A 23043-nucleotide genomic window follows, 5' to 3' on the forward strand; every position below is an offset into this window, starting at 1 on the left:
TATATAGTCCGGTAAGTTTTAAGTAAATTTCCGGACTTTTTTATACAAATTATATACAATGAAAAAAATCAATATTCTTATAGTTTCAATAGCTCTTACTTTCTTTTCTTGTAAAAAAGAAACGAAAAAGGAAACGGTAGACTTTATTAGCGGCCCCTGGAGAGCTACTCTTGAGGTGCAGGACAATTACCGCCTTCCTTTTCTTTTCGAAGTAATGGACGATCAATCCCTCACAATATTTAACGCCCAAGAAACTATTGATGTTGATGAAGTTGAAATTTATGGGGATTCTATAAAAATAAAGTTTCCAGTTTTTGAAGGGTATGTAGCAGGAAAGTTTTTAGATTCGGCCACAATAACTGGAAGTTTTATTAAAGAAAGTTTGAATAGAGTAGTACCTTTTTATGCGAGCTATGGCGAGCAAGATAGATTTGAAGTATCTTCAAAACCAATATCGGATATATCAGGAAATTGGGAAACGGTCTTTAGTAAGGATCGTCCAGAAGATAGATATATTGCTAAAGGGATTTTCAAACAAAACGGAAATATCGTAACAGGAACTTTTAGGACTACAACAGGAGATTATCGTTATTTGGAAGGAGTTCTCAATAATGACCAGTTACAACTTTCTGCTTTTGATGGTGCTCATGCCTTTTTGTTCACTGCAAAAGTTACCGATAGTACAATTAACGGTAATTTTTATTCTGGTAATCATTGGAAAGAGCCCTTTACCGCAAAGCGTAATGAAACATACGAACTACCTTCAGCTGAGTCATTGACCTTTCTTAAAGCAGGATATGATACTTTGGATTTTAGTTTCCCTGATGCCGAAGGGAACCAAGTTTCTTTAAAAGACGAACGATTTAAAAATAAGGTAGTTTTGGTACAAGTTATGGGAACCTGGTGTCCAAATTGTATGGACGAAACAAAGTATTATGTTGATTTTTATAACCGCAATAAAGATAAGGATATAGAAATCGTGTCTTTGGCTTTCGAATATGCCAAGACTCCTGAAAAGGCATTTAAATCGATTAAGCGATTACAGAAAAAACTAAATGTAGAATATCCAATTTTATTGGCTCAATATGGGACTTCAGATAAAAAAAAGGCACAAGAAAAACTTCCAATGCTTAATCATGTCTTGTCCTATCCTACGACCATTTTTGTTGACAAGAAGGGACAAGTTCGAAAAATACACACAGGTTTTAATGGTCCGGCTACAGGAGATAAATATGTTCAGTTTAAGACAGAATTTGAAAGTTTTGTTAATCAGTTGTTAAACGAATAACACGGTTTAACAATCAATTATCACTTTTTTCCTGAGTTTAACACTACAGTAACATCAGCCTTGATTATAACCTATTACCTTACTAGGAATTAGAAGTCATATTTGATTTCTAAGATGATAGTCATTAATTCTAAAAAACTCAGTCATGAAACAAATCAGCCTGTTTGCATTATGCATTGTGGGGGCAATGCTAATGTTTACAACTCAAACAAATGCCCAATTACAAACACCAGAAGGAAGTCAACGTGCACAAGTGATGCAACGTGTAGGTATTACAAATATTACCATTGATTATGGTAGACCCAGCGTGAAGGAACGAGAGATTTGGGGTAAATTAGTTCCTTACGGATTCAATAATCTGGGATTTGGAACCTCTACTGCGGCCCCATGGAGAGCAGGAGCCAATATGAATTCTACTATAGAATTCACACATGATGTAAAGGTCGAAGGAAAAGATATCAAAGCTGGCAAATATGGTTTGCATATTGTCTTAAGAGAAGATGAAGGTGCCACAGTTATTTTTTCTAAAAACTCGAATTCATGGGGTAGTTATTTTTATGATGAGAAAGAAGATGCACTTCGTGTAGATGTACAAACAAGAGAAGTTCCTCATACCGAGGTTCTAACGTTTTTGTTTCCGGAAGTCGAAGCAGATAATGCTGTAGCAGCTTTGCGTTGGGAGAAAAAAGAAATTCCATTTAAAGTTGAAGTGAATGTACAGGATATTGTCATAGATGGTATTAAGAGTGATATGCGCAATGCTGCTGGTTTTACGCAGTCCAATTGGGACAAAGCTGCAAACTACGCTTTTAATGCTGGAGAGTTAGACCTCGCTTTAGAATGGGTAAATGCTTCGATTAGTGGTAGTTTTTTTAGTAAAGAAACATTCTCTAATTTATCTCTCAAATCACAAATTTTGGCAAAACAGGGTAAAACGGCAGAAGCTATGACTCATGTTGATAAGGCTGCGAAGTTAGGAAATGCTTCACAAGTGTATCAACTGGGTACCGGTCTTATTGGTTTAGGCCAAAAAGATAAAGCCTTAGAGGTTTTAAAGAATAATGTAAAGAACAATGACGGAGCGTGGCCATCTAATTATGGATTAGCTCGAGCATATTCAGCAAATGGTGATTATAAAAATGCTATTAAAGCTTTAAATACATCAATGGGAAAAGCTCCCGAAAGGTTTAAACCCAGACTTACTGGTGCTATGGAAAAACTTAAAAAAGGAGAAGACATAAATTAGGATTCAAAAATCGTAGTTAATATTTAAAAGGTTTAGGGTTTTTCTAAACCTTTTTTGTTGAATTCAGAATCATACTGTTAATGTTCTGATGGTTTCTTATAAAGAGGTTTTATTGGCTTGTAATTTTATGTTAAATTAGTGCATTGGCGTATCTTTGTGCCAACCAAATTTATTTACATGAGTAAAGCCGTTTATATTGCCACCATTGAACCTAATAGTGGTAAATCCATTGTAGTTTTAGGAATGATGCGTATGCTACTTGGTAAAGTTGCTAAAGTAGGATATTTTAGGCCAATTATAGATGATCCAGAAGAGGGAGAGGTTGATAATCATATTAATACCGTGATATCTCATTTCGAATTGGACATTAATTTTAAGAACGCCTACGCATTTACCAGAAGTGAAGTACTTCAGAAATACAATGAAGGAAAACCTGGTGAAATCATCGATGAAATTATTCGAAAGTTTAAAAGACTAGAGGAAAAATTTGATTTCATACTGGTAGAGGGAACCGATTTTTCTGATGAAGGAAGTATTATAGAATTTGATATCAATATTATCATTGCAAAAAACCTTGGGATACCAGCAGTATTGGTAGCTAGCGGTATCGACAAGAAGAATAAAGAGATCGTTGGTAACTTGAAACTGGCTTTTGATACATTTAGCAGTAAAGACGTAGAAGTTTTGGCCATGGTAGCGAACAAAGTTACCCCAGGTTGTGAAGAAAAATTAGAAGAACACTTCAAGAAAAATTTTAACGATAGTGTCGACCGTGTAATCATACCAAAAATCAATTCGCTTATTAACCCTACAATGAAGGAAATTGTTAACGAATTAGAGGGTACGGTTCTTTTTGGGAAAGAGTATTTGAATAATCAGGCAGGAAATTTTGGAGTAGGAGCTATGCAATTGCGTAACTATTTAACGCATCTCAAGGATAATAGTTTGGTAGTTACCCCAGGGGATCGTGCCGATATCATTTTGGGCGTTTTGCAAGCCAATATTTCAGATAATTATCCTAAAATTGCTGGGATTATACTTACAGGGGGAATTATCCCGGAAAAGCCAATATTGAAATTGATAGAAGGGGTTTCTTTATCCTTTCCTATTGTTTCTGTACCTAGTGGTACATTTTCGATTGCAAATAGGATAGGAGCTATAAGGTCAAGGATCTATCTGGATAACCTTCAAAAAATAAACACGTCTATAAGTACTTTTGAAAAATATGTCAACGAGGACCGTCTGGCAGATAAGTTAATTACTTTTGAGTCTGAAGGGTTAACACCTCGAATGTTTCAGTATAACTTATTAAGAAGAGCTTTGCAGCACAAGAAGCATATTGTACTTCCAGAGGGATCAGATGAACGAATTTTAAGAGCAACATCTAGATTACAGGCTTCAAATGTAGTAGATATCACTTTAATTGGTAATGAAAGAAAGATCAAGAGTAAGGCAATTAAACTCGATATCCCAATTGACTTTGATAAGGTGAATATTGTTTTTCCTACAGAATCACCAAACTATGATGATTATGTAAAAACCTTTTATGAATTAAGAAAACATAAAAATGTAAATCTGGATATGGCCAAAGATATGATGGCCGATGTTTCGTATTTTGGAACTATGATGATTTATAAAGGCCATGCAGATGGTATGGTTTCTGGTGCCGTACATACTACCCAACATACGATACGCCCGGCTTTACAGTTCATCAAAACCAAGTCCGACGTAAATGTAGTTTCCTCTGTGTTTTTTATGTGTTTGGAAGACAGGGTGTCGGTGTTTGGTGACTGTGCGATTAACCCGAATCCTAATGCAGAACAATTGGCAGAAATAGCAATTTCTTCTTCAGAATCTGCTGCAGCCTTTGGGATAGAGCCCAAGGTAGCTATGTTGTCCTATTCATCTGGTACATCGGGCAAAGGAGAAGATGTAGAAATAGTTCGTGCAGCTACGGCTATAGTTAAAGAAAAGCGTCCTGATCTTAAAATAGAAGGTCCGATCCAGTATGATGCTGCCGTAGATATGAAGGTTGGGCAAAGTAAACTTCCAGATTCTGAAGTAGCAGGACAGGCTAGTGTATTGATTTTTCCAGACCTTAATACTGGAAACAATACCTATAAGGCAGTACAAAGAGAAACAGGAGCGCTAGCTATTGGTCCAATGCTTCAAGGGTTAAACAAACCGGTAAATGACTTGAGTCGGGGTTGTACAGTGGATGATGTCTACAATACAGTGATTATAACTGCAATTCAGGCACAGGGGCTTTAAAAATCAGAAAAGAAAAAGTATGCAAATATTAGTTTTAAATTCGGGTAGCTCCTCTATAAAGTTTCAATTATTTTCAATGCCAGAAGCGACAGTAATCTGTTCTGGATTGGTAGAAAGAATAGGGCTGAAAAATTCGAAAATCAATTACAAAACCAATAAAGAAAAAATTGAAAAAACTACTCTTATCAAGGGGCATAAAGGTGGATTGCAATTAATTGCAAAATACTTGCTAGACGATGCTGTTGGAGTTATAAAATCTGCTTCTGAAATACAAGCAGTTGGACATAGAGTAGTACATGGAGGAAGTACTTTTGCTAATACAGTTGAGATCACCGAAGAGGTTAAAGAAAAAATTAAAAGACTTTCTATTTTGGCTCCGTTACATAATCCAGCAAATTTACAAGGTATCTTGGTCGCCGAGGAAATTTTCCCTTCGGCAAGGCAAATTGCAGTATTTGATACAGCTTTTCATCAAACCATACCGGTGGAGGCCTACAAATATGCAATTCCGAATAAATTACTACACGAAAACAATATTCGTTTATATGGATTTCATGGTACTAGTCATAAATATGTATCACAAAAGGCTGCAGAGTATTTAAATAGGGAGGAATCTAAGATTATTACAATTCATTTAGGTAATGGTTGTAGTATGACTGCGGTAAAAGATGGCAAGAGTATAGATCATACCCTGGGATTCGCACCTATGAATGGATTAATTATGGGAACTCGATCTGGTGATATAGATCCGGCGATTATTTTTTATATGGTGAACTCCCTAGGATATTCTTTGAATCAGGTAAACGATTTACTACAAAAAGAAAGTGGAATGCTTGGGCTTACGGGCTATAGTGATTTAAGAGATATAGAATCTGAAGCCGAAAAAGGTGATGCAGATTGTAGATTAGCCTTAAAAATGAATGCATACCGTATTAAAAAATTCATAGGAGCCTATGCGTCGGTTTTAAATGGACTTGATGCAATTGTATTTACTGCTGGAATAGGGGAGAATTCTGATGTAATACGAGAATTGGTGTGTGAAGATCAAGAGTTCCTGGGAATAGAATTGGATAAAGAAAAGAATGCTATTCGATCAAAAGATATAAGGGATATTAGTAAATCATCTTCAAAAGTGAGAATACTCGTGATCCCTACAAATGAGGAGCTTGAGATTGCAAGGCAATCTTTTGACTTCATAGTATAGGATACGTAAAGCTAAGGATGAGCCAAAACTCATCCTTAGAAAAGCTTAAAAAATAATACAATTCCCCCCTCTTTCAGAACAATAGCCAGGAACACAAGAACGCGTTCCAGAGTTATAAATAATCATACATTTTTGATTTCCACAACATCTTACTCGTATAATAGTATCAGCTCCTTTAATATGAGCTTGTTGCTTCCTGTTTAATTTTTCTATTCCAGGAAGTTTTAAGAGTTTTTTCATATCGATAATAGTTGAATTTCTTAATTAAGTTTGAATTACTTTTTAAGGACAACCTCGTACCGTTCTGGCAGTTCCACATCCCAAACGAGAACAACCAGCCGATCCCGCTCCTCCTCCTTTAATAGTATTGGGTTTTAATATTGCTATATTCTTCTTATTGAGTTTAAGCGCTTTAAGATTCTTTTTTTTCATAATTTAAAAGTATTTGGAAATTAGGAACAATTCGGTTGATCTAGCAATCATTACAGGATTCACAAGTATAGGTAAAACGATCACAGATTTCAGGGCGAGATGGAAGACTTCCACAGATAATAATAGTCCCTACTACAAATGATCTTCTATCACCACCTTTTATACTTTTAGTTTCAAGAGACGAAATGGTCTGTTTGTCAAGTTTTAATTTTTTAAGACTCTTTTTTTTCATAATACACGAATTTTAATGTGAATGTTTGCTTAGAAATATTAATTGTATAAAAGGTTGAACTCAATAACCGTTCAACCTTTTATTCGATTTCAATAATTTTAATAAAAGATTATAGTTACGATGATGATGCACGTTAGGTTCATAGAAGTTTCTTTTGAGATCTAAATTCGCTACACTAATCGCTTCTAGGGTTTTTATTGTTTGTTTTGCATAAAACTGGTTTATGCCCAGGTACAACGCCCCCAGCGATCACAATATCCGTAGTCACACCACTCGGTACCGTCAGAAAATCTAACGCAGCAAAATCTATTGTCTCTGCAATATGGCGCTGAAGCAAATGCTCCTTTGATGTTTTGTTGTTGTTCCTTACTCAATTTTTGTACTCCTGATAGTTTTAAGATTTTTTTCATTGTGAAGAATTTAATGTTTAAGTTATTGTTTTTATTATGTGTTGTTGCAAAAGATGCTTAGTATAAATATGAGCAAACTCCATTGATACATGGGGAGTATTCGCAAGTACTGGTTGGAGACCACCAATAACCAACACGGCACTGATAATCACTACAACAACCATAATTTATTAAAGCTCCTTTAATGGTACTTTGTTGTTCCCGGGATAGCTTTTGTACCCCTTTTAGTTTTAGAATTTTTTTCATTGTGTGATAAGGTTTTAAGTTAGATTAATGAGTGTATAGAATAACTATTTACACATATGCTTAAATTCCTCTAAATTTATTGGAACATTAGAGCTATTACAAGCATTAGTTGTTGATATTTATAAATTTAAAGTGGCAATTTTTAACACTAATTGTTTGATTTGTAGTTTTTTATTGAGATTAAAAACGGAAGGTGTAACCTTCCGGTTTTTCAAAAAAAGAAAAGGTCAAACCCGTAGATTTGACCTTTTTTATAGTTTAAAAAGATATTAATAAAAAATACAACCAGACCAAGAACATCTTCCTGGTTCACAGAAGCTTCCTCCTGCCCAGGATACTCTACACTTATTTGCACTACAGCATCCACTAAATGTAGCTCCCTTAATTTTACCTTGTTGTTCTCTGCTCAGTTTCTGTACACCTGTTAATTCTAAAATTTTTTTCATGATTTTGAATGTTGATTTAGTTTATAAATATATTTAATTGAGTTAGTAATATCCATATAGGAAAAAAGGACAAACTTAAGTTTGTCCTTTTTAATTCCTTTAATATAAGATGCAACGTCCTGGTCTATATCGATCACAGTATCCAGGCTCACAAAAGCTTCCGCCGGGAAAACTTATTTGACATCCTCTACCAGAAGGGCAGCAGGAAACATTTCCCCAGGCTCCTTTTATTTTTTGTTGTTGCTCTCGGTTTAATTTTTGTACACCTTTTAATTCAAGGATTTTTTTCATTTTGTGTAATATATTTAAGTTAGCGCTTAAATTTACCTCAAAAAAATGAAAATAAGTTGCTTCAAAACCATAAAATATATAAGGTTTTGTTCAACTTTTGGTCATCTTAATTTCATAGATATTTGAGAAGTTGAAGTATAATTCTTATAGTGTGTAAGAAATAACTTGTTAACAATTGTTAATTTTTGTAAATATTTAATACACAGTACTTTAGTTATGTTTTTGAGGTTAATCATTAGATTATCAACATACTGCGTAACTATTTCATAACACTGGGGTTTGGAAAATCTAAGAAAATAATTTTAGCTTCGGCCTGGTAAAACAAACTAACTCACAACACAATGAAAAGAATACTACTTTGGTTGGTATTGTCTATACCTATTTCTGGTTTTAGTCAAGTACCTGCCTATTACAGCGATGTTAATCTTACATCATCCGGGGAAGCTTTACAAAATGAATTGTCGGCAAAAATAACAAATACGCATACTACATTTCTTACATATACACCTGGAGTATGGGATGCTTTAAAACAAGCTGACCTAGATCCTTCTAATGCTTCAAAAGTTGTTTTAGTATATGGATATAATGATACTGATGGAAATTTAACTACCGATAGAACACGAGGTGTGAATAATAATGGAGGCGGATCTACAGATTGGAACCGAGAGCATGTGTACCCAAGATCTTTGGGAAATCCAAATCTAGGTTCAGAAGGCCCGGGTTCTGATGCTCATCACCTTCGACCTGCCGATGTACAGCGTAATTCTTCACGCGGAAATAGAAAATTTGCAGATGGTTCTGGTAATTCTGGAGCTACTGCTCAGGGGCATTGGTATCCGGGTGATGAATGGAAGGGTGACGTGGCACGAATGATGATGTATATGTATTTACGCTATGGTAACCGATGTTTGCCAAAAAACGTAGGTGTAGGTAGTGCAGCAGCAAGTGACAGTAATATGCTTCAATTATTTTTGGAGTGGAATGCTGAAGATCCAGTTTCTCAATTAGAATTACAACGCAACCCAATTTTGGAAAACATTCAAGGGAATAGAAACCCATTTATCGATAACCCTGCATTTGCAACACAGATTTGGGGAGGTCCTCAAGCCGAAGATAGGTTTGGTAATAATGGCGGCGGCGGTAGTGATACTGTTGCACCAAGTATACCTGTTAATCTTATAGTTTCAAATACTACAGAAACAACAACAATATTATCTTGGAATCCTTCTACCGATAATGTAGGTGTAAGCGGATATGATATTTATAGAGATGGAACAATTCTGGGAAGTTCGGTGACGACTAGTTTTAATGTTTCTGGATTAATGGCGAATACAACATATTCGTTTTATGTGCGTGCCAAGGATGCTGCCGGAAACATATCTTCAGCGAGTACTGCAATAAATGTGACTACCCAGGATAATACTTCGGGAGGAGGATCTAGTACAGAACTATTTTTATCTGAATACATCGAAGGTTCTTCAAATAACAAAGCAATAGAAATAGCAAACTTTACAGGAGGTGCTGTTAATTTATCGGGATACTCATTAAAAAGACAGACAAATGGAGGAGGAGCTTGGTCTTCTCCATTAAACCTTTCTGGTACGGTTGCTAATAATGATGTTTTCGTTGCCGCAAATAGCTCTGCTTCTACGACAATTAAGAATGAGGCAGATCTTGTTTCGGGGTCTTCGGTATTAACTTTTAACGGAAATGACCCAGTTGGTTTATTTAAAAATAATATTTTGATAGATATTATTGGAACATTTAATGGAGGGTCTTCAAACTTTGCCAAAGATGTTACACTTCGCAGAAAAGCAAATATAGGTGCTCCATCTACGACATATCAAACGTCAGAATGGGATTCATATCCGCAAAATACATTTACCGATTTGGGAAACCACACCTTCAACGGAGGAGGAGGTAGTACAGATGTTCAGGCTCCTTCAGTTCCTGCAAACTTATCGACTTCAAACATAGGACAAACTACTGTTACATTAACATGGTCGGCTTCTACAGATAATGTAGCGGTTGCAGGTTATAACATTTATCAAGATGGTACTTTTTTGGTAGCAACATCTGCAACGTCATACGACGTTTCTGGATTAATAGCAGGCACAAGTTATTCTTTTACTGTAAATGCATATGATGCTATGAGCAATGTTTCTTCTTTGAGTGATGTTGCAAATGTAACAACACAAGATGTTACTCCTGCGTATTGTTCTTCTATGGGGAATAATGTTAATTATGAGTTTATCGATTACGTGGAACTTGGAGGAATTGCAAATGCTACCGGAGCGAATGGCGGGTATGCTGATTTTACCTCGCAGGTAGGAAGTATTTCTTATGGCTCAAATACCATTGTTCTTAGTATTGGTTTTAGAAGTTCTTCTTATACAGAACATTGGGGAGTGTGGATTGATTTTAATAAAAATGGGACATTCGAATCTTCTGAAAAAGTTGTAACGGGTTCGACTTCAAATGCTGGAAATCTTTCGTATTCTTTTACGGTACCATCTAATGCAATTGCAGGAAATACTAGGATGCGAGTATCCATGAAATGGAACGGAGCACCATCTCCATGTGAAATCTTTGGATATGGTGAAGTTGAAGATTATACGGTAAATATTGCTGCTTCGACAACAAGAACAAAAGATTTGTCTGCTGTTAAAATTGATGGTGAATTAGGCCAAGAAAGTAAAATTTTTACGGCTGAAGTATTTCCTAATCCGGCAACAACGTATATTCAGTTTACTATAAAAGATAGTCGCAATTCTGATTTTGTCTTAAAGAATACTCAAGGTCGTATTGTTAGATCTGGAAGCACTTCTGTAAATAGAGTAGAGCTTCAAGGTTTGCGTTCGGGAATGTATTTCTTAGAAATCAATGATGGACAAAGAAGTATTTTGCAGAAGGTGATTATTAAATAATTTTTTAGGTGTTTATGTAAAGAAAACCCTGCCCCATGAGGCGGGGTTTTTTAACTTCATTTTAGATTTATTGATTAGCTTTAAAAAGAATAAATTATTCAAAAAATGCATCATTTGTATACTTATCTTGAGGTTTTTTTAGAGAATTAATAGGTGTAAAACAGTATTGAACGTATATTTTTTTATGAGGTTCATTACGGTTTCAGCTTACTTTTAATAAAAAGCGAGCATGAATTACTTTTTTATAGCTTAAGAAATTATCGTTATGTACTAGTTTTTTACGATGAAATACATGTTTTTTGTGCTGAAATTGAGGAAATCCATAAACTATTAGATTTTTTTTGTAGGCTATTTCTTATGTGCTTTGCTAGATTTTTTGCACGTTTCAGCGGTTTTGATTACAAAACCATATAACAAATGAGGTTTAACCGTAATAATTTTGATTTTTAGGTTTGTATATTTATAAAACGTCTAAGTAATACTAATGCGTTACAAATGAAATTGTTATGAATCTAAAAAGTATATATATGGAAAAAAAATACAATGTATAAATTTAATCGAACCCCGATCTCCTAATCTATAGGATGCTCTTAAAACTTCAAATTAATGTTGCAGATATATAATTGCTTATTAAGCAGTAAAAATTAATCTGTGGTACTACGTAAACATCTTCCTCATTTTGTAGTGTGTGATAATCTCTTATCATCACTTTATCGCTGTGTAATTGGAAAAGAGAAAAAAATGAGTGTATCTATAAATTTTAATATGTTTTGCGAAAAATTAAAGGTTTCTCCTAAAAAGAGATCTATAATTTCTTTGCGATTTAATTCCATTTGTAAAAAATTAAATACAGATTTTTGGGACATAAATACCAATTTAGGAGGTATTTATGTGGGTTGCTATGGCAGAGAGACCGCAAATGATGGCATTGATAAAATTGAAATGATTTTTGAAATGCCATCTTATTTGCGGAAAAAGTATTCTAAAAGTTCTAAAAACCATCAGTTTTTATTTCTAGAGGATGTAAGAAGGTCCATTGCTACGTTATATCCGAATACTTCTATTGTAAATGACGAGTTTGGTATCGATGTACGATTCTTTGATGGTATGATTTTTAATATAGCTCCCGTTTTCTACAAAAATAATAATGAACATATTTATGCCGACCCTAGAAAAGGAGGTTCCTGGAAAACTAAAAATTTCAAAAAAGAAAAGGAAGAAGTAAGAATAGGAGATGTAATTACCAATAATAACTTGAAAAGGCTGTGTAGAATGATAAAAGCCTGGAAGCATAATTGCAATGTCCCTATTCAAAATTTACTAATTGACACCTTGGCTCATGAATTTTTGACATCATGGAAATCAAAAGATATTTCGTATTCATATTATGATATAATGTGTAGAGATTTTTTTAAGTTTCTCATGAACCAAGAGCCTTCAAAAAAAGAGTGGAAAACCATTGGAGATTTCCTTGTGATCCCCAACACTTTAAATTTTAGATATAAGGCGGTCATTGCTCATTACAAGGCAGAAAGTGCAATTTCATTTGTCAAAAATAACGAAGATTGGCTGGCAACCCTAAAATGGAAGGAAATTTTTGGCGACAATTTTCCTGGCTCTGTGCCTGTAGAAAATCAACTCAGAAAATTAAAGGATAATGTTGAAAAAGTATACGATGTTCAAAAAAAGTGTGTTAGTATTCTTGTTAAACGTCGATTATTTTTAACAATTCTTCAAATAACTTCTGCAATATCAATTCCTTTAGGTCTTTTACTTATAGAATATTCTCATAGCTTCCTAGCTGGGCTAACTCTATTTGGATTCTCAACAGTTCTTTTTGTAATTACCTTATTGTATCGTAGAGTAAATCAAAACAAGATAATCCTTAAACATAAAGCTTCTGTGAATCTAGCGGCATCTTTAAAAGAGCAAGTAAGGCAGATTTTAATTGATTTGACTTATAATGATGTCGATATAGATAAAATAAGAGCGCGAAAAAATAAAATATTGTCTAATTTTCAATCTATGTATACTGGAGCCAATATTAATATTGGTAAGAGATATAACAATGCAGTTGGTGAATTAAACATTATTCCTCAAGTTCGTAAAAAAGTTATGTCATCCTCAAATATTCAAATACCTATTTGGCATCAAAATAAATTTTCTGTAGATAATCACGTGCAAGAGGCAGTAAATTATAAAAATTAAAATGGCAGGAGCATAGAAATTTTTATTTTTAACATTTTAATCATAAATACTTATCTTGTAGAGAAATAACCAACACATATCTCTGGGGATGAACAATTTTATACGGCTTAAAGAGCGCTTCAAAAAGGAAGGGCTTACCAACCTTTTTCTCTTTATTGTACTTGTAGGTATATTACCAGCGGTCGAAGATTTTTCTCTTTTTGCAATTTTTGGTTTTTCCATTACAAGTTTTCATGTTCATGAAGAGTTTCAATTTTTATATGCTTTACCATTGTACTTAATTCCCATAGGGCTATTGTTGGTAATGGGAGGAAAGAATTATTATCGTATTTTAGGTTTGCTTCCCACTTTTTTTGCAGGATATGTACATTTGCTAGGAAGTGCTGAAGAAGTTTCTCTTAAAGAATATGAAGCCCTAATAGGAATTTTACATTTTTTATGTTACAAAATTGCATTTCTTTATTTTGTGATAAAAGGGAAACTACGATCTATCCCCTTTATATTGATATTACTGCTAGTTTGGATCTTATTAGATATTCAACATTTGATTTTGTTTCTTACGTATACCATTCTTATTCGGTTCTTATATTTGGCAATTCGGCAAAACATTGAAATTTTCAAGGAAACTGGTTTTAGAAAAACAGTTGTTCTTGGTGCAAAATCGTTTTTATATTGGTCTCCTTTGCTTCTTTTTATTATTCCGGGAGCGATACTTAATAGTAAAATGAATAAGGCTTCAATCGATCAGATTTATGATAAAACCTTTATTATATCTACCAATGAAGATAGAAAGTATAAAAGAGATCAGTTTGAAAAGGATCTTGATTTCTCATTAGAGGCCCAAATCATTTGCATGCAAGAAGCTGTGAAAAATGGAACAGGAAATATTAATACCATTGTTAAAAATAAAACTGAGAACTTAGATGATTTGGTGGCTATAGAGTACAAAAAAATATTCAAAGAAACGTTACCCGAAGTGGCTCCTGTTTTTAAAGAGGAAGATTGTGGTTTCTGGGGGAAGTTGAATTTTCTGTGTCAAGCCAAAAACAGCGCAAAAAAAACAGTGAATGACTCATATAAAGTAAAAAGGGATTCGTTGTTAACCGTTTTAACTGGTCAGGTTAGAGACGCTGCCAACGGTACCCAAAAAGAAATCCATACATCTACCGAAAATATAAATCGAACAATAAGGGAACAAATAGGAACATTTACAGACAAACTAAAACTTACGATTCAATCCACTTTTGATACCATTACTTTTATCAATTTGTTGTTAGATATTGCTTTTGGTTTTTTGATATTGAAGAGTTTTTTATACGTATTCTCTAGAGTGGCTTTTTCTTCAGATGATGAAAATTATGTTACCCTTTTAGAATCCGATTCAAACATCTCAAAAGGAACGTTGTCCAAATTCGGAAATCAATACACAATAGATCCCGAGGTTACAAAAGATAATTATTTTATTTCCCGATCATTTGAACCAAGTGGAAGAGCTCCTAAATTTTCTTTACCACAATGGAAATCTGCAATTCTGGCAAGAATCAGAACTCGTAACTATGCTATGAATAAGGTGCAAATGAGTTCGCGTCCCGAAAAAGTTCATTTTAAGGCAATGGGAAGCCATGAGTTTGTAGAGTGGGACATCAAAGAAGGCGAGGAGGTAGTGTTTCATTTCAAGAACTTTGTTGGAATGAGCGAAGGAATCAAAATCTCTGCAGTGGTAAGCCTACGTTTAACATCATTATTATTTGGTCGTGTGATATTTACCACGGCAAAAGGACCTGGAAAATTGATCTTACTTACCAAAGGAGAACCAGTAATTGCTGGAGAATCTGTTGCCGAATCCAGTATTGCAACGAGTCGAATTCTTGCCTGGCAGAAGAATACTCGATTTAACGTAGAGTCAGAATTAAATTTTGTTGACGTTTTTATGAGTGGTATTTATCTTAAAAAGAAAGAAGAGGATTTAATCCTTATAGATGCAGATGTAAAGGGGCCTTCCAAAAATGGAATTGTACGTTTCATAAAGAATTTTATCTTACCAGTTTAAAACACCACTTATTAGTCTGGTTTGATCAATACAGGTATATTTGTAAATATTTCTCGTAAAATCGATTATTTTTTGAAATGGAATTTAGACTAAGATCGTGGACCATAGATGACCTGGATAATTTGGTTAAGTATGCGAATAACTATAAGATAGCCAGAAATCTAACCAACAAGTTTCCGTATCCATACACCAAACAAGACGGTGTGAATTTTATCAATTTTGCATCCAATGTATCTGAAAATCGAATTTTCGCTATAGAAATAGACGGCAAAGCATGTGGAGGCATAGGACTACATCCACAGTCTGATATCCAATGTAAGAATGTTGAAATTGGTTATTGGTTGGCCGAACCTTTTTGGGGTAGAGGTATTATGACTAAAGCTATCAAAGAAGTCGTAGCTCATGGTTTTGCCAATATGGAAATTGATAGGATTTTTGCTCGGCCTTTTGGAAGCAATATTGCTTCACAAAAGCTTTTAGAAAAATCAGGATTTGTTCTTGAAGCAAAATTTGATAAGACCTTCTTTAAGTTTGGTGAATACGAGGATGAATTGATTTATGCTGTGAGAAGAAGGTAACTGCGTCTGGCGAATATCGGGTCAATTCTCTAACAAGGTAAGAATCTTTTTGGCTCGGCCAGCTACAGATTTTCGGGAATCACTTGATAATCTCTCCAGATGTGGAAAAATCCATTCTTTTAGCTCGGCATCTTTCTTAGACCATTTTCCCAAAGTGTCCATAGTGGTATTCAAAACGATCCAATCCTTATGATTTTCTAGATTGGATTTCATTATTTTCTTTGCTGCTTCAATTTGTTGCTCTGTCATTTCTTGGTTAAGCATACCAAAAAGTTGTGTGATTGTCCATTGTGTCGAGGCTTGATCAATTTTGGAAATTTCGGTAATAAATCGATCCAAATATGAGGTAAGGAGTTGCTTTTTTTCTTTACAAACCCGTTTCATTGCATTCGAAGTTCTTAATCTTACAACTTCATCATTACTAAAATAACAGTTGAACAACTCATTAAACAATTCATTTTCTTTAAGCACTTCTTCAACTACTTCAACGGTGTTTCCTAATGAATTAGGATGCCCTCCTTTTAATCGTTCTTCAAAGTTTTTCATTTTATTAATCTCAATTGCATCAAAATATAAATTGTTTTAAGAGTCTATTATTGCAAATAGCAAATGTGTGCCCGAATCTGAGGCTGTATCTAACTTAACTGCTATAGTACCATCAAGTGATTGGAAGATATGGGTTGTCGATTTTGATTGTTTTTCAGACTTCACTAGCGTATAGTCTGACATAAATCGTGAAAGTAGTTTCAATACATAATTTTGATCATTAGTCATATAGGTAACTTGTCCTGATTTTTTGTTTACTCTTATAGCATAGATCAATTTTTCAGTAGTGTTCCAGGTATAAAAGTTATACTTTTCACTGGGTTCATTCGCTTTCAAAAACCCCTTGTTTTTTAAATAGGTTTTAAAACCGATTTGATCATTAGATGAGATATAATTTGAAAGTTTGGCCCATTCTTGTTCTTGTAAAAATTGTCCAAATATCTGGTTTGTTGAAAAAAGAAACAGAAACCCTATAATTATTAAGCCTTTCATATTATTGTTGTTTATGTAAATAATAACGAATATCCTGTTGATTTATGATCGGTTAACTAATATAGTTCCAGATATTCTTGTGTTTTGCCATTTGTTGGTAGGTATATAATAATACCTTATTTTTTTCTAAAGAAAGAGAAGGGTCTTCATTCAATACTTTCATTGCATAATATCGCGCGGTTTTTAAGATATCATTATCCTTTACAATATCTGCTATCTTTAGATTTAATACGCCACTTTGTTGGGTTCCCATAATATCTCCCGGCCCTCTAAGTTTCAGGTCCACTTCTGCAATATCAAATCCATCATTGGTACGAACCATGGTTTCGAGTCGGGTTTTGCTATCTGCAGACAATTTGTGACTAGTCATAAGGATACAATAACTTTGTTCGGCGCCACGCCCCACGCGACCACGTAACTGATGCAGTTGTGAGAGTCCGAAACGTTCTGCACTTTCGATAATCATCACACTGGCGTTAGGTACATTTACTCCGACCTCGATTACGGTTGTAGCAACCATAATTTGAGTTTCACCTTTTACAAACCGATCCATTTCATAATCCTTATCGGCAGGTTTCATTTTACCATGAACTATAGAGATTTGGTATTTTGGAGTAGGGAAGGAGCGAGCTATGCTTTCATATCCATCCATAAGATCCTTGTAGTCCATCGCTTCAGATTCTTGTATTAATGGATAAACAATATAAATTTGCCTTCCTTTTTTTATTTCGTCGGCTATGAATTTGAATACTTTAAGGCGATTGCTGTCATAACGATGTACGGTTTTAATAGCTTTTCGCCCAGGAGGTAATTCATCTATTATTGAAATATCAAGATCCCCATACAAACTCATCGCTAGTGTTCTAGGAATAGGAGTTGCAGTCATAACCAGTATATGAGGAGGATAGGTGTTTTTGTGCCATAATTTTGATCGTTGCGCTACACCAAAACGATGTTGCTCATCGATAATGGCCAATCCTAAATTTTTGAATTGTACTTTATCCTCTAGAACAGCATGCGTACCAATAAGAATATGTAGAGATCCGTCTTTTAATTCCTCGTGTATTTGTCGTCGTTCTTTTGTCGTTGTACTACCCATAAGTAGTTTTACATTAATATCAAGATCCTTGGTGAGTTCTGTAATTCCAAGGTAATGTTGATTGGCTAGAATTGCTGTTGGAGCCATCAAACATGCCTGAAAACCGTTATCAATGGCCAGTAACATGGTCATGAGAGCTACGATCGTTTTTCCAGAACCAACATCTCCTTGCAGTAAACGATTCATTTGTGCACTGCTTCCTATATCATTCCGGATTTCTTTAATTACTCGTTTTTGTGCATTGGTAAGATCAAAAGGCAGGTGGTTTTTATAAAAATTATTAAAATGTTCACCAACTTCGGTAAATGGAAACCCCTTAATCTTTTGTTTACGAATCAATTTCTTGGTAATCAACTGTAACTGGATATAGAAAAGCTCCTCGAACTTCAACCTGTATTGTGATTTGGCTAGTAGCTCTTGGCTTTTGGGGAAATGGATGTTAAAAACAGCTTCGCTTTTTGAGATAAGCTTTAACTCTTCAAGAATTTCTTTGGGTAGCGTATCATAAAAACGAACCTTGGTTTCTACAAATAGTTGTTGCATCATTTTCATGACGACGCGATTTGTGATTCCTTTGTTCGAAAGTTTTTCGGTCGACGGATAAATAGGTTGCATAGCAGTACGAAGATTTTTTTGATGTTCTTCAAGAAGCTCCATTTCTGGATGCGGCATGCTAAAACCATTGTAGTACTTTGTTTTTCCAAAAATTACATAAGGTACATTCAATTTAATATTATCTCGAATCCATTTATGCCCTCTGAACCATACCAGTTCCATCTCACCGGTATCATCAATAAATTTGGCGACCAATCGTTTTCCTCTTTTTTGCTCTACAGTTTTTATATGAATTATTTTACCAATAATCTGTACCTCTGCAGAAGAGCGTTGTAATTGAGTGATTTTATAATATTGAGTTTTATCAAGATATCGATTTGGAAATAGATTAATAAGATCTTGGTATGTGTGAATGCCAAGTTCGGTCCGCAATAAGTCGGCTCTCGAGGGCCCAACGCCTTTCAAATAATCAATAGGTGTTTGTAAGATACTTGGATTCATTAAGACGAAGATAGTACTTCTTAGAAAATTCTTCAATGTAAAACTTGCCACATTAACACCTTAAATTCGTTATTTTGGCAGAACATTTGATTATATCATATTATGCGAATTATTTTATACCTGTTTTTGTTTTTCTTGTTTTTTGAAAGTAACGCTCAACAAATCAAGAAAGTTGATTTTCTAAAAGGTACAATAGATATTGAGATTAATGCCAAAAATAAGGAGGTATGGGGAGTTGTGAATTATACGTTTATGGCTCTTAAAGATATAGAATCAGTTTTTGTCGATGCTCAGAAAATGGAAATTAAATCTGTACAATTAGATGGAAAAAAAATAGATTTCAGGTATGATGATGAGAAACTTGTTATTTCAAAATCATTTAAAGCAAATACAGAACATAGCATAGATATCCAATACAAGGCAAATCCTAAAAAAGCACTTTATTTTGTAAAAGACTACCAGGAGGATTATCAGATCTGGACACAAGGCCAGGGAAAATATACATCAAATTGGCTTCCTAGTTTTGATGACATGAACGAAAAGGTTGAATTCGATCTGGCTATTTCGTATACCAAAGGGTATGAGGTAATTGCCAACGGAAAATTACAAAAAACAGAATCTGTAAATGATTCAATACAACTGTGGAAATATGATATGCAAAAACCTATGAGCAGTTATCTACTTGCTATTGCCATTGGTAAATATGATAAAGTGGTTGAAACTTCAGAAAGTGGAATACCTTTAGAGATGTATTATTATCCGGCTGATAAGGATAAATTTGAATCTACATATCGACATAGCAAACGTATGTTTGATTTCCTGGAAAAAGAAATTGGTTTTCCGTTTCCATGGCAAAATTATAAGCAAATACCTGTGAAGGATTTTTTGTATGCAGGGATGGAAAACACTAGTGCAACAATTTTTTCTGATGCTTTTGTGGTTGACGAAATTGCCTTTACAGACAGAAATTATGTTAATGTAAATGCTCACGAGTTGGCCCACCAATGGTTTGGAGATCTTATTACAGCAACAGAAGGAACTCATCATTGGCTGCAAGAAGGGTTTGCTACATATTATGCACTTTTGGTGGAAAAAGAGATTTTCGGAGATGATTATTTTCACTATAAGCTTTATGAAAATGCAGAACAATTAACAGCTCTTTCTAAAACTGCGAATGCTACCTCGCTATTGGACCCAAAGGCAAGTTCTTTAACTTTTTATCAACGAGGGGCGTGGGCGTTACATGCCCTACGAAGCATAATTGGAGAGACGAGTTTTAAAATAGCTATTCATAACTATCTTGAAAAATATAAATACAGAAATGTAACTACCAGTGATTTTATAAAGGTTGTTGAAGAAGTTAGTGGTATGGACCTAACAGAATTCAAAAAACTATGGTTAGAGAATGTAACTTTTCCTTCTCAGGAAGCGCTAAATATTTTAACAAAATCGGGGTTTATAAAAAGTTATCTCAGTTTGGCACAGGAACGTACACAACCTATGGCCGGGAAATGGGGAACTTTAAATGCGGCATTAGATTTTCCGGTTAATGATTATATAGGACAAGAGGTGGTATATCAATTGGAAGGAAAAACAGATCCAGAAGTAATTGCCCTTTATGAAAAAGCATTTAAAACCAATAATGTATTTGTGCGTCAAGCTATTGCTAATACATTAAGCACGATACCATCAGATCTGCAAAAACACTATGAATCGTTACTTAAAGATCCATCATATGCGACTATAGAACCTGCTTTATACCACTTATGGGCCAATTTTCCAGAAAAAAGAAAGGAATATCTTGATGATACCAAAGATATTATTGGTTTTAGCGATAAAAATATCAGAGTGTTATGGTTGGTACTTGCATTAAGTACCCAAGATTATCAAACCGATAAACATCAAAAATATTATAATGAATTATCTGGATACACGTCATCAAAATACCATTTTAGCACTCGTGAGAATGCCTTTACATATTTAGAAAGTCTTGCTGCTTTTTCTGATCCATCTTTGAAAAATTTGGTAGGGGGAGCTACACACCATAATTGGCGTTTTAGAAATGCATGTAGAAAAATCCTCGATAAATTATTAAAAGAAGAAAAATATAAAAAGAAATATGTAGTTTTAAAGAATGATTTACCAAAGAATCAACAAGATTATTTATTAAAAAAATTAACCCCATAACAATATAACATGCGTGCATTGGTAATTTCCGGAGGCGGTAGTAAAGGAACTTTTGCGGGAGGCGTTGCACAATATCTTATACAGGACTTAGGTAGAAAATATGACCTGTTTGTAGGAACTTCTACTGGGAGTTTGTTGGTATCTCACCTTGCTCTTTCAAAAATAAGTGAGATAAAGGAATTTTATACCAACGTTACTCAATCTTCAATATTTACAAATTGCCCTTTTATAGTAAAAAAGAAAAGAGGGTATGTGGATATAAGCATCAATCATTTTAATGTATTACGCAATTTAATTAGAGGTAAAAAATCCTTTGGGGATAGTCATAACCTAAGATACCTTATTGATAGTGCAATTTCCAAAGAGGACTTTAAAAAATTACAATCTTTGGATAGTGATGTGATTATTACAGTAACCAATCTTTCTACGAACCAAGTAGAATATAAATCTGTAAAAGATTGCGAGTACCAAGATTATCTTGATTGGATTTGGATCTCTTGTAATTATCCTCCTTTTATGAGTTTGGTACGAAAAAATAACTGTGATTATGTGGATGGTGGTTTGGGCTCAATGGTACCTGTCGAAGAGGCCATACATAGAGGAGCAACAGAGGTCGATGTAATTGTTCTCGAAACTGAAGTGAATCATCTAAACCGAATGCCAACCAAGAACCCTTTTTCATTGATTACCAATATGGTTAATTTTATGATGGATCAGATTGAGTATCAAAATATTCAAATAGGCAAGTTTAAAGCAAGAGAGCGACAGGTAGCCATGGATCTTTATTATACGCCAACCGTACTCACGACAAATTCTTTAATTTTTGATAAAGAAAAGATGACGGCATGGTGGAAAAAAGGTTATAAGTTTGCTAAGAAAAAAAATATTTCTAATCCAATATAAATGAGAGCATTAGTAATTTCAGGTGGTGGTAGTAAAGGTGCATACGCTGGAGGTGTTGCACAATATTTAATGCAGGAACAGGGAAAAAAATATGACCTGTTTCTTGGTACTTCAACCGGTAGCCTGTTAATTCCTCATCTGGCATTAGGGAATATTGATAAGGTATACGAGATCTATACCAACGTTAACCAACGCACAATCTTTAATGTTAACCCATTTAGAGTACGTAAAAAAGGAAACAGGGAATTTGTTTCTATTAACTTCTTCTCTTCCCTTTGGCAGTTTATAAAATTGAAACGGACCTTTGGCGAAAGTAAAAATTTAAGACGTGCCATTAGAAGAAACTTTTCTGAAACCGATTTTAGATTGGCTCAAGAAAGTGTAAATGACGTAGTGGTAACTGTCTCTAACCTTACCAGAAGCAAAACCGAATACAAATCAATTAACGATTTTTCGTATGAGGATTTTTGCGACTGGATCTGGATCTCTTGTAACTATGTTCCTTTTATGAGTTTGGCTACAAAAAATGGTTGTGAATATGCCGATGGTGGTTTTGGTTGTTTGGTCCCCATTCGGGAGGCGATTCGGCGCGGTGCTACCGAAGTGGATGCTATTATTTTGGAATCTGAAAACATGGAACACAATAGAGTACTAGGTAAAAACCCGTTTTCACTAATGGTAAACCTGTTTGGGTTTATGCTGGACCAGATAGAGGGACACGATACTGTAGTAGGTAAATTGGCAGCAATTAATAAAGATGTGCCTTTGAATTTGTATTATACTCCTTCAAAACTAACCGAAAACTCATTAGTCTTTAATAAAAAACTAATGAGTAATTGGTGGCGTCAAGGGTTCGAATATGCTGCCCAAAAAGCAAAACAAGCTGAAGAGAATAAGCTTAAAAATATTGATTTGGCGGGGTAGTTTTTTA

Annotated in this window: 21 protein-coding genes; 11 read left to right on the top strand and 10 right to left on the bottom strand. The window is 34.5% G+C overall.

Features of this window, described 5'->3' with window-relative positions; genetic code table 11:
* Positions 1–58 precede the first annotated feature (58 nt).
* From U6A24_RS20970 to U6A24_RS20985, 4 genes are all read left to right on the top strand, one after another.
* Positions 59–1288 (top strand): peroxiredoxin family protein, encoded by a 1230-nt coding sequence (locus tag U6A24_RS20970; protein WP_324181981.1) that lies wholly within the window; start codon positions 59–61, stop codon positions 1286–1288.
* A gap of 145 nt (positions 1289–1433) precedes the next feature.
* Positions 1434–2534, top strand: coding sequence for a DUF2911 domain-containing protein (locus tag U6A24_RS20975; RefSeq protein WP_324181982.1), 1101 nt, complete (start codon positions 1434–1436; stop codon positions 2532–2534).
* Between the two features lie 177 nt (positions 2535–2711).
* Positions 2712–4805, top strand: a complete 2094-nt coding sequence (gene pta / locus U6A24_RS20980; RefSeq protein ID WP_324181983.1) for a phosphate acetyltransferase — start codon at positions 2712–2714, stop codon at positions 4803–4805.
* Between the two features lie 19 nt (positions 4806–4824).
* Positions 4825–6009 carry an acetate/propionate family kinase gene (locus U6A24_RS20985; RefSeq protein WP_324181984.1) on the top strand — a complete coding sequence of 395 codons (1185 nt, stop codon included), beginning with the start codon at positions 4825–4827 and terminating at the stop codon, positions 6007–6009.
* Between the two features lie 45 nt (positions 6010–6054).
* Here the strand turns inward: U6A24_RS20985 and U6A24_RS20990 are convergent, their stop codons facing one another.
* From U6A24_RS20990 to U6A24_RS21020, 7 genes are all read right to left on the bottom strand, one after another.
* A complete protein-coding gene (locus U6A24_RS20990; RefSeq protein WP_324181985.1) occupies positions 6055–6249 on the bottom strand; it encodes a hypothetical protein in 195 nt (64 codons plus the stop codon).
* 42 nt (positions 6250–6291) lie between these two features.
* Positions 6292–6441, bottom strand: coding sequence for a hypothetical protein (locus U6A24_RS20995; RefSeq protein WP_324181986.1), 150 nt, complete (start codon positions 6439–6441; stop codon positions 6292–6294).
* Positions 6442–6481: 40 nt separating this feature from the next.
* Positions 6482–6673, bottom strand: coding sequence for a hypothetical protein (locus tag U6A24_RS21000; RefSeq protein WP_324181987.1), 192 nt, complete (start codon positions 6671–6673; stop codon positions 6482–6484).
* 221 nt (positions 6674–6894) lie between these two features.
* Positions 6895–7083 carry a hypothetical protein gene (locus U6A24_RS21005; protein ID WP_324181988.1) on the bottom strand — a complete coding sequence of 63 codons (189 nt, stop codon included), beginning with the start codon at positions 7081–7083 and terminating at the stop codon, positions 6895–6897.
* Positions 7084–7140: 57 nt separating this feature from the next.
* Entirely contained in the window at positions 7141–7329 is a 189-nt protein-coding gene (locus U6A24_RS21010) for a hypothetical protein (protein WP_324181989.1), read from the bottom strand.
* Positions 7330–7598: 269 nt separating this feature from the next.
* Positions 7599–7775, bottom strand: coding sequence for a hypothetical protein (locus U6A24_RS21015; RefSeq protein WP_324181990.1), 177 nt, complete (start codon positions 7773–7775; stop codon positions 7599–7601).
* Between the two features lie 99 nt (positions 7776–7874).
* Positions 7875–8066 (bottom strand): hypothetical protein, encoded by a 192-nt coding sequence (locus U6A24_RS21020; RefSeq protein ID WP_324181991.1) that lies wholly within the window; start codon positions 8064–8066, stop codon positions 7875–7877.
* Between the two features lie 341 nt (positions 8067–8407).
* On the opposite strand from U6A24_RS21020, the gene U6A24_RS21025 reads away from it, so the two are divergent.
* The 4 genes from U6A24_RS21025 (at position 8408) to U6A24_RS21040 (ending at position 15829) form a co-directional block, all read left to right on the top strand.
* On the top strand, positions 8408–10993 hold the full coding sequence (locus U6A24_RS21025) for an endonuclease (RefSeq protein WP_324181992.1): 2586 nt from the start codon (positions 8408–8410) through the stop codon (positions 10991–10993).
* 741 nt (positions 10994–11734) lie between these two features.
* Positions 11735–13201, top strand: a complete 1467-nt coding sequence (locus tag U6A24_RS21030; protein ID WP_324181993.1) for an SMODS domain-containing nucleotidyltransferase — start codon at positions 11735–11737, stop codon at positions 13199–13201.
* 88 nt (positions 13202–13289) lie between these two features.
* Positions 13290–15251 carry an AIM24 family protein gene (locus U6A24_RS21035; protein ID WP_324181994.1) on the top strand — a complete coding sequence of 654 codons (1962 nt, stop codon included), beginning with the start codon at positions 13290–13292 and terminating at the stop codon, positions 15249–15251.
* A gap of 77 nt (positions 15252–15328) precedes the next feature.
* Positions 15329–15829: a GNAT family N-acetyltransferase gene (locus U6A24_RS21040; RefSeq protein WP_324181995.1), complete on the top strand. Its 501-nt coding sequence runs from the start codon at positions 15329–15331 to the stop codon at positions 15827–15829.
* 21 nt (positions 15830–15850) lie between these two features.
* Here the strand turns inward: U6A24_RS21040 and U6A24_RS21045 are convergent, their stop codons facing one another.
* From U6A24_RS21045 to recG, 3 genes are read right to left on the bottom strand one after another with little or no spacing between them, the layout of a single operon-like run.
* Positions 15851–16375, bottom strand: a complete 525-nt coding sequence (locus U6A24_RS21045; protein ID WP_324181996.1) for a hypothetical protein — start codon at positions 16373–16375, stop codon at positions 15851–15853.
* A 36-nt stretch (positions 16376–16411) separates the two neighbouring features.
* Entirely contained in the window at positions 16412–16867 is a 456-nt protein-coding gene (locus tag U6A24_RS21050) for a hypothetical protein (protein WP_324181997.1), read from the bottom strand.
* Between the two features lie 52 nt (positions 16868–16919).
* Positions 16920–19022, bottom strand: a complete 2103-nt coding sequence (gene recG / locus U6A24_RS21055) for an ATP-dependent DNA helicase RecG (RefSeq protein ID WP_324181998.1) — start codon at positions 19020–19022, stop codon at positions 16920–16922.
* 102 nt (positions 19023–19124) lie between these two features.
* On the opposite strand from recG, the gene U6A24_RS21060 reads away from it, so the two are divergent.
* Genes U6A24_RS21060 through U6A24_RS21070 form a run of 3 tightly spaced genes read left to right on the top strand, consistent with a single transcriptional unit; the run spans position 19125 to position 23036 of the window.
* Entirely contained in the window at positions 19125–21209 is a 2085-nt protein-coding gene (locus U6A24_RS21060) for a M1 family metallopeptidase (protein ID WP_324181999.1), read from the top strand.
* 9 nt (positions 21210–21218) lie between these two features.
* The gene (locus tag U6A24_RS21065; RefSeq protein WP_324182000.1) at positions 21219–22112 is read left to right on the top strand and encodes a patatin-like phospholipase family protein; all 894 of its coding nucleotides are present in this window, start codon (positions 21219–21221) and stop codon (positions 22110–22112) included.
* Complete coding sequence (locus U6A24_RS21070) at positions 22113–23036, top strand: patatin-like phospholipase family protein (RefSeq protein WP_324182001.1); 924 nt, start codon at positions 22113–22115, stop codon at positions 23034–23036.
* Positions 23037–23043: the final 7 nt, after the last annotated feature.

Origin of the sequence: Aquimarina gracilis (assembly GCF_035285365.1) — a bacterium.
In the GTDB taxonomy this organism is placed as follows: Bacteria; Bacteroidota; Bacteroidia; order Flavobacteriales; family Flavobacteriaceae; genus Aquimarina; species Aquimarina gracilis.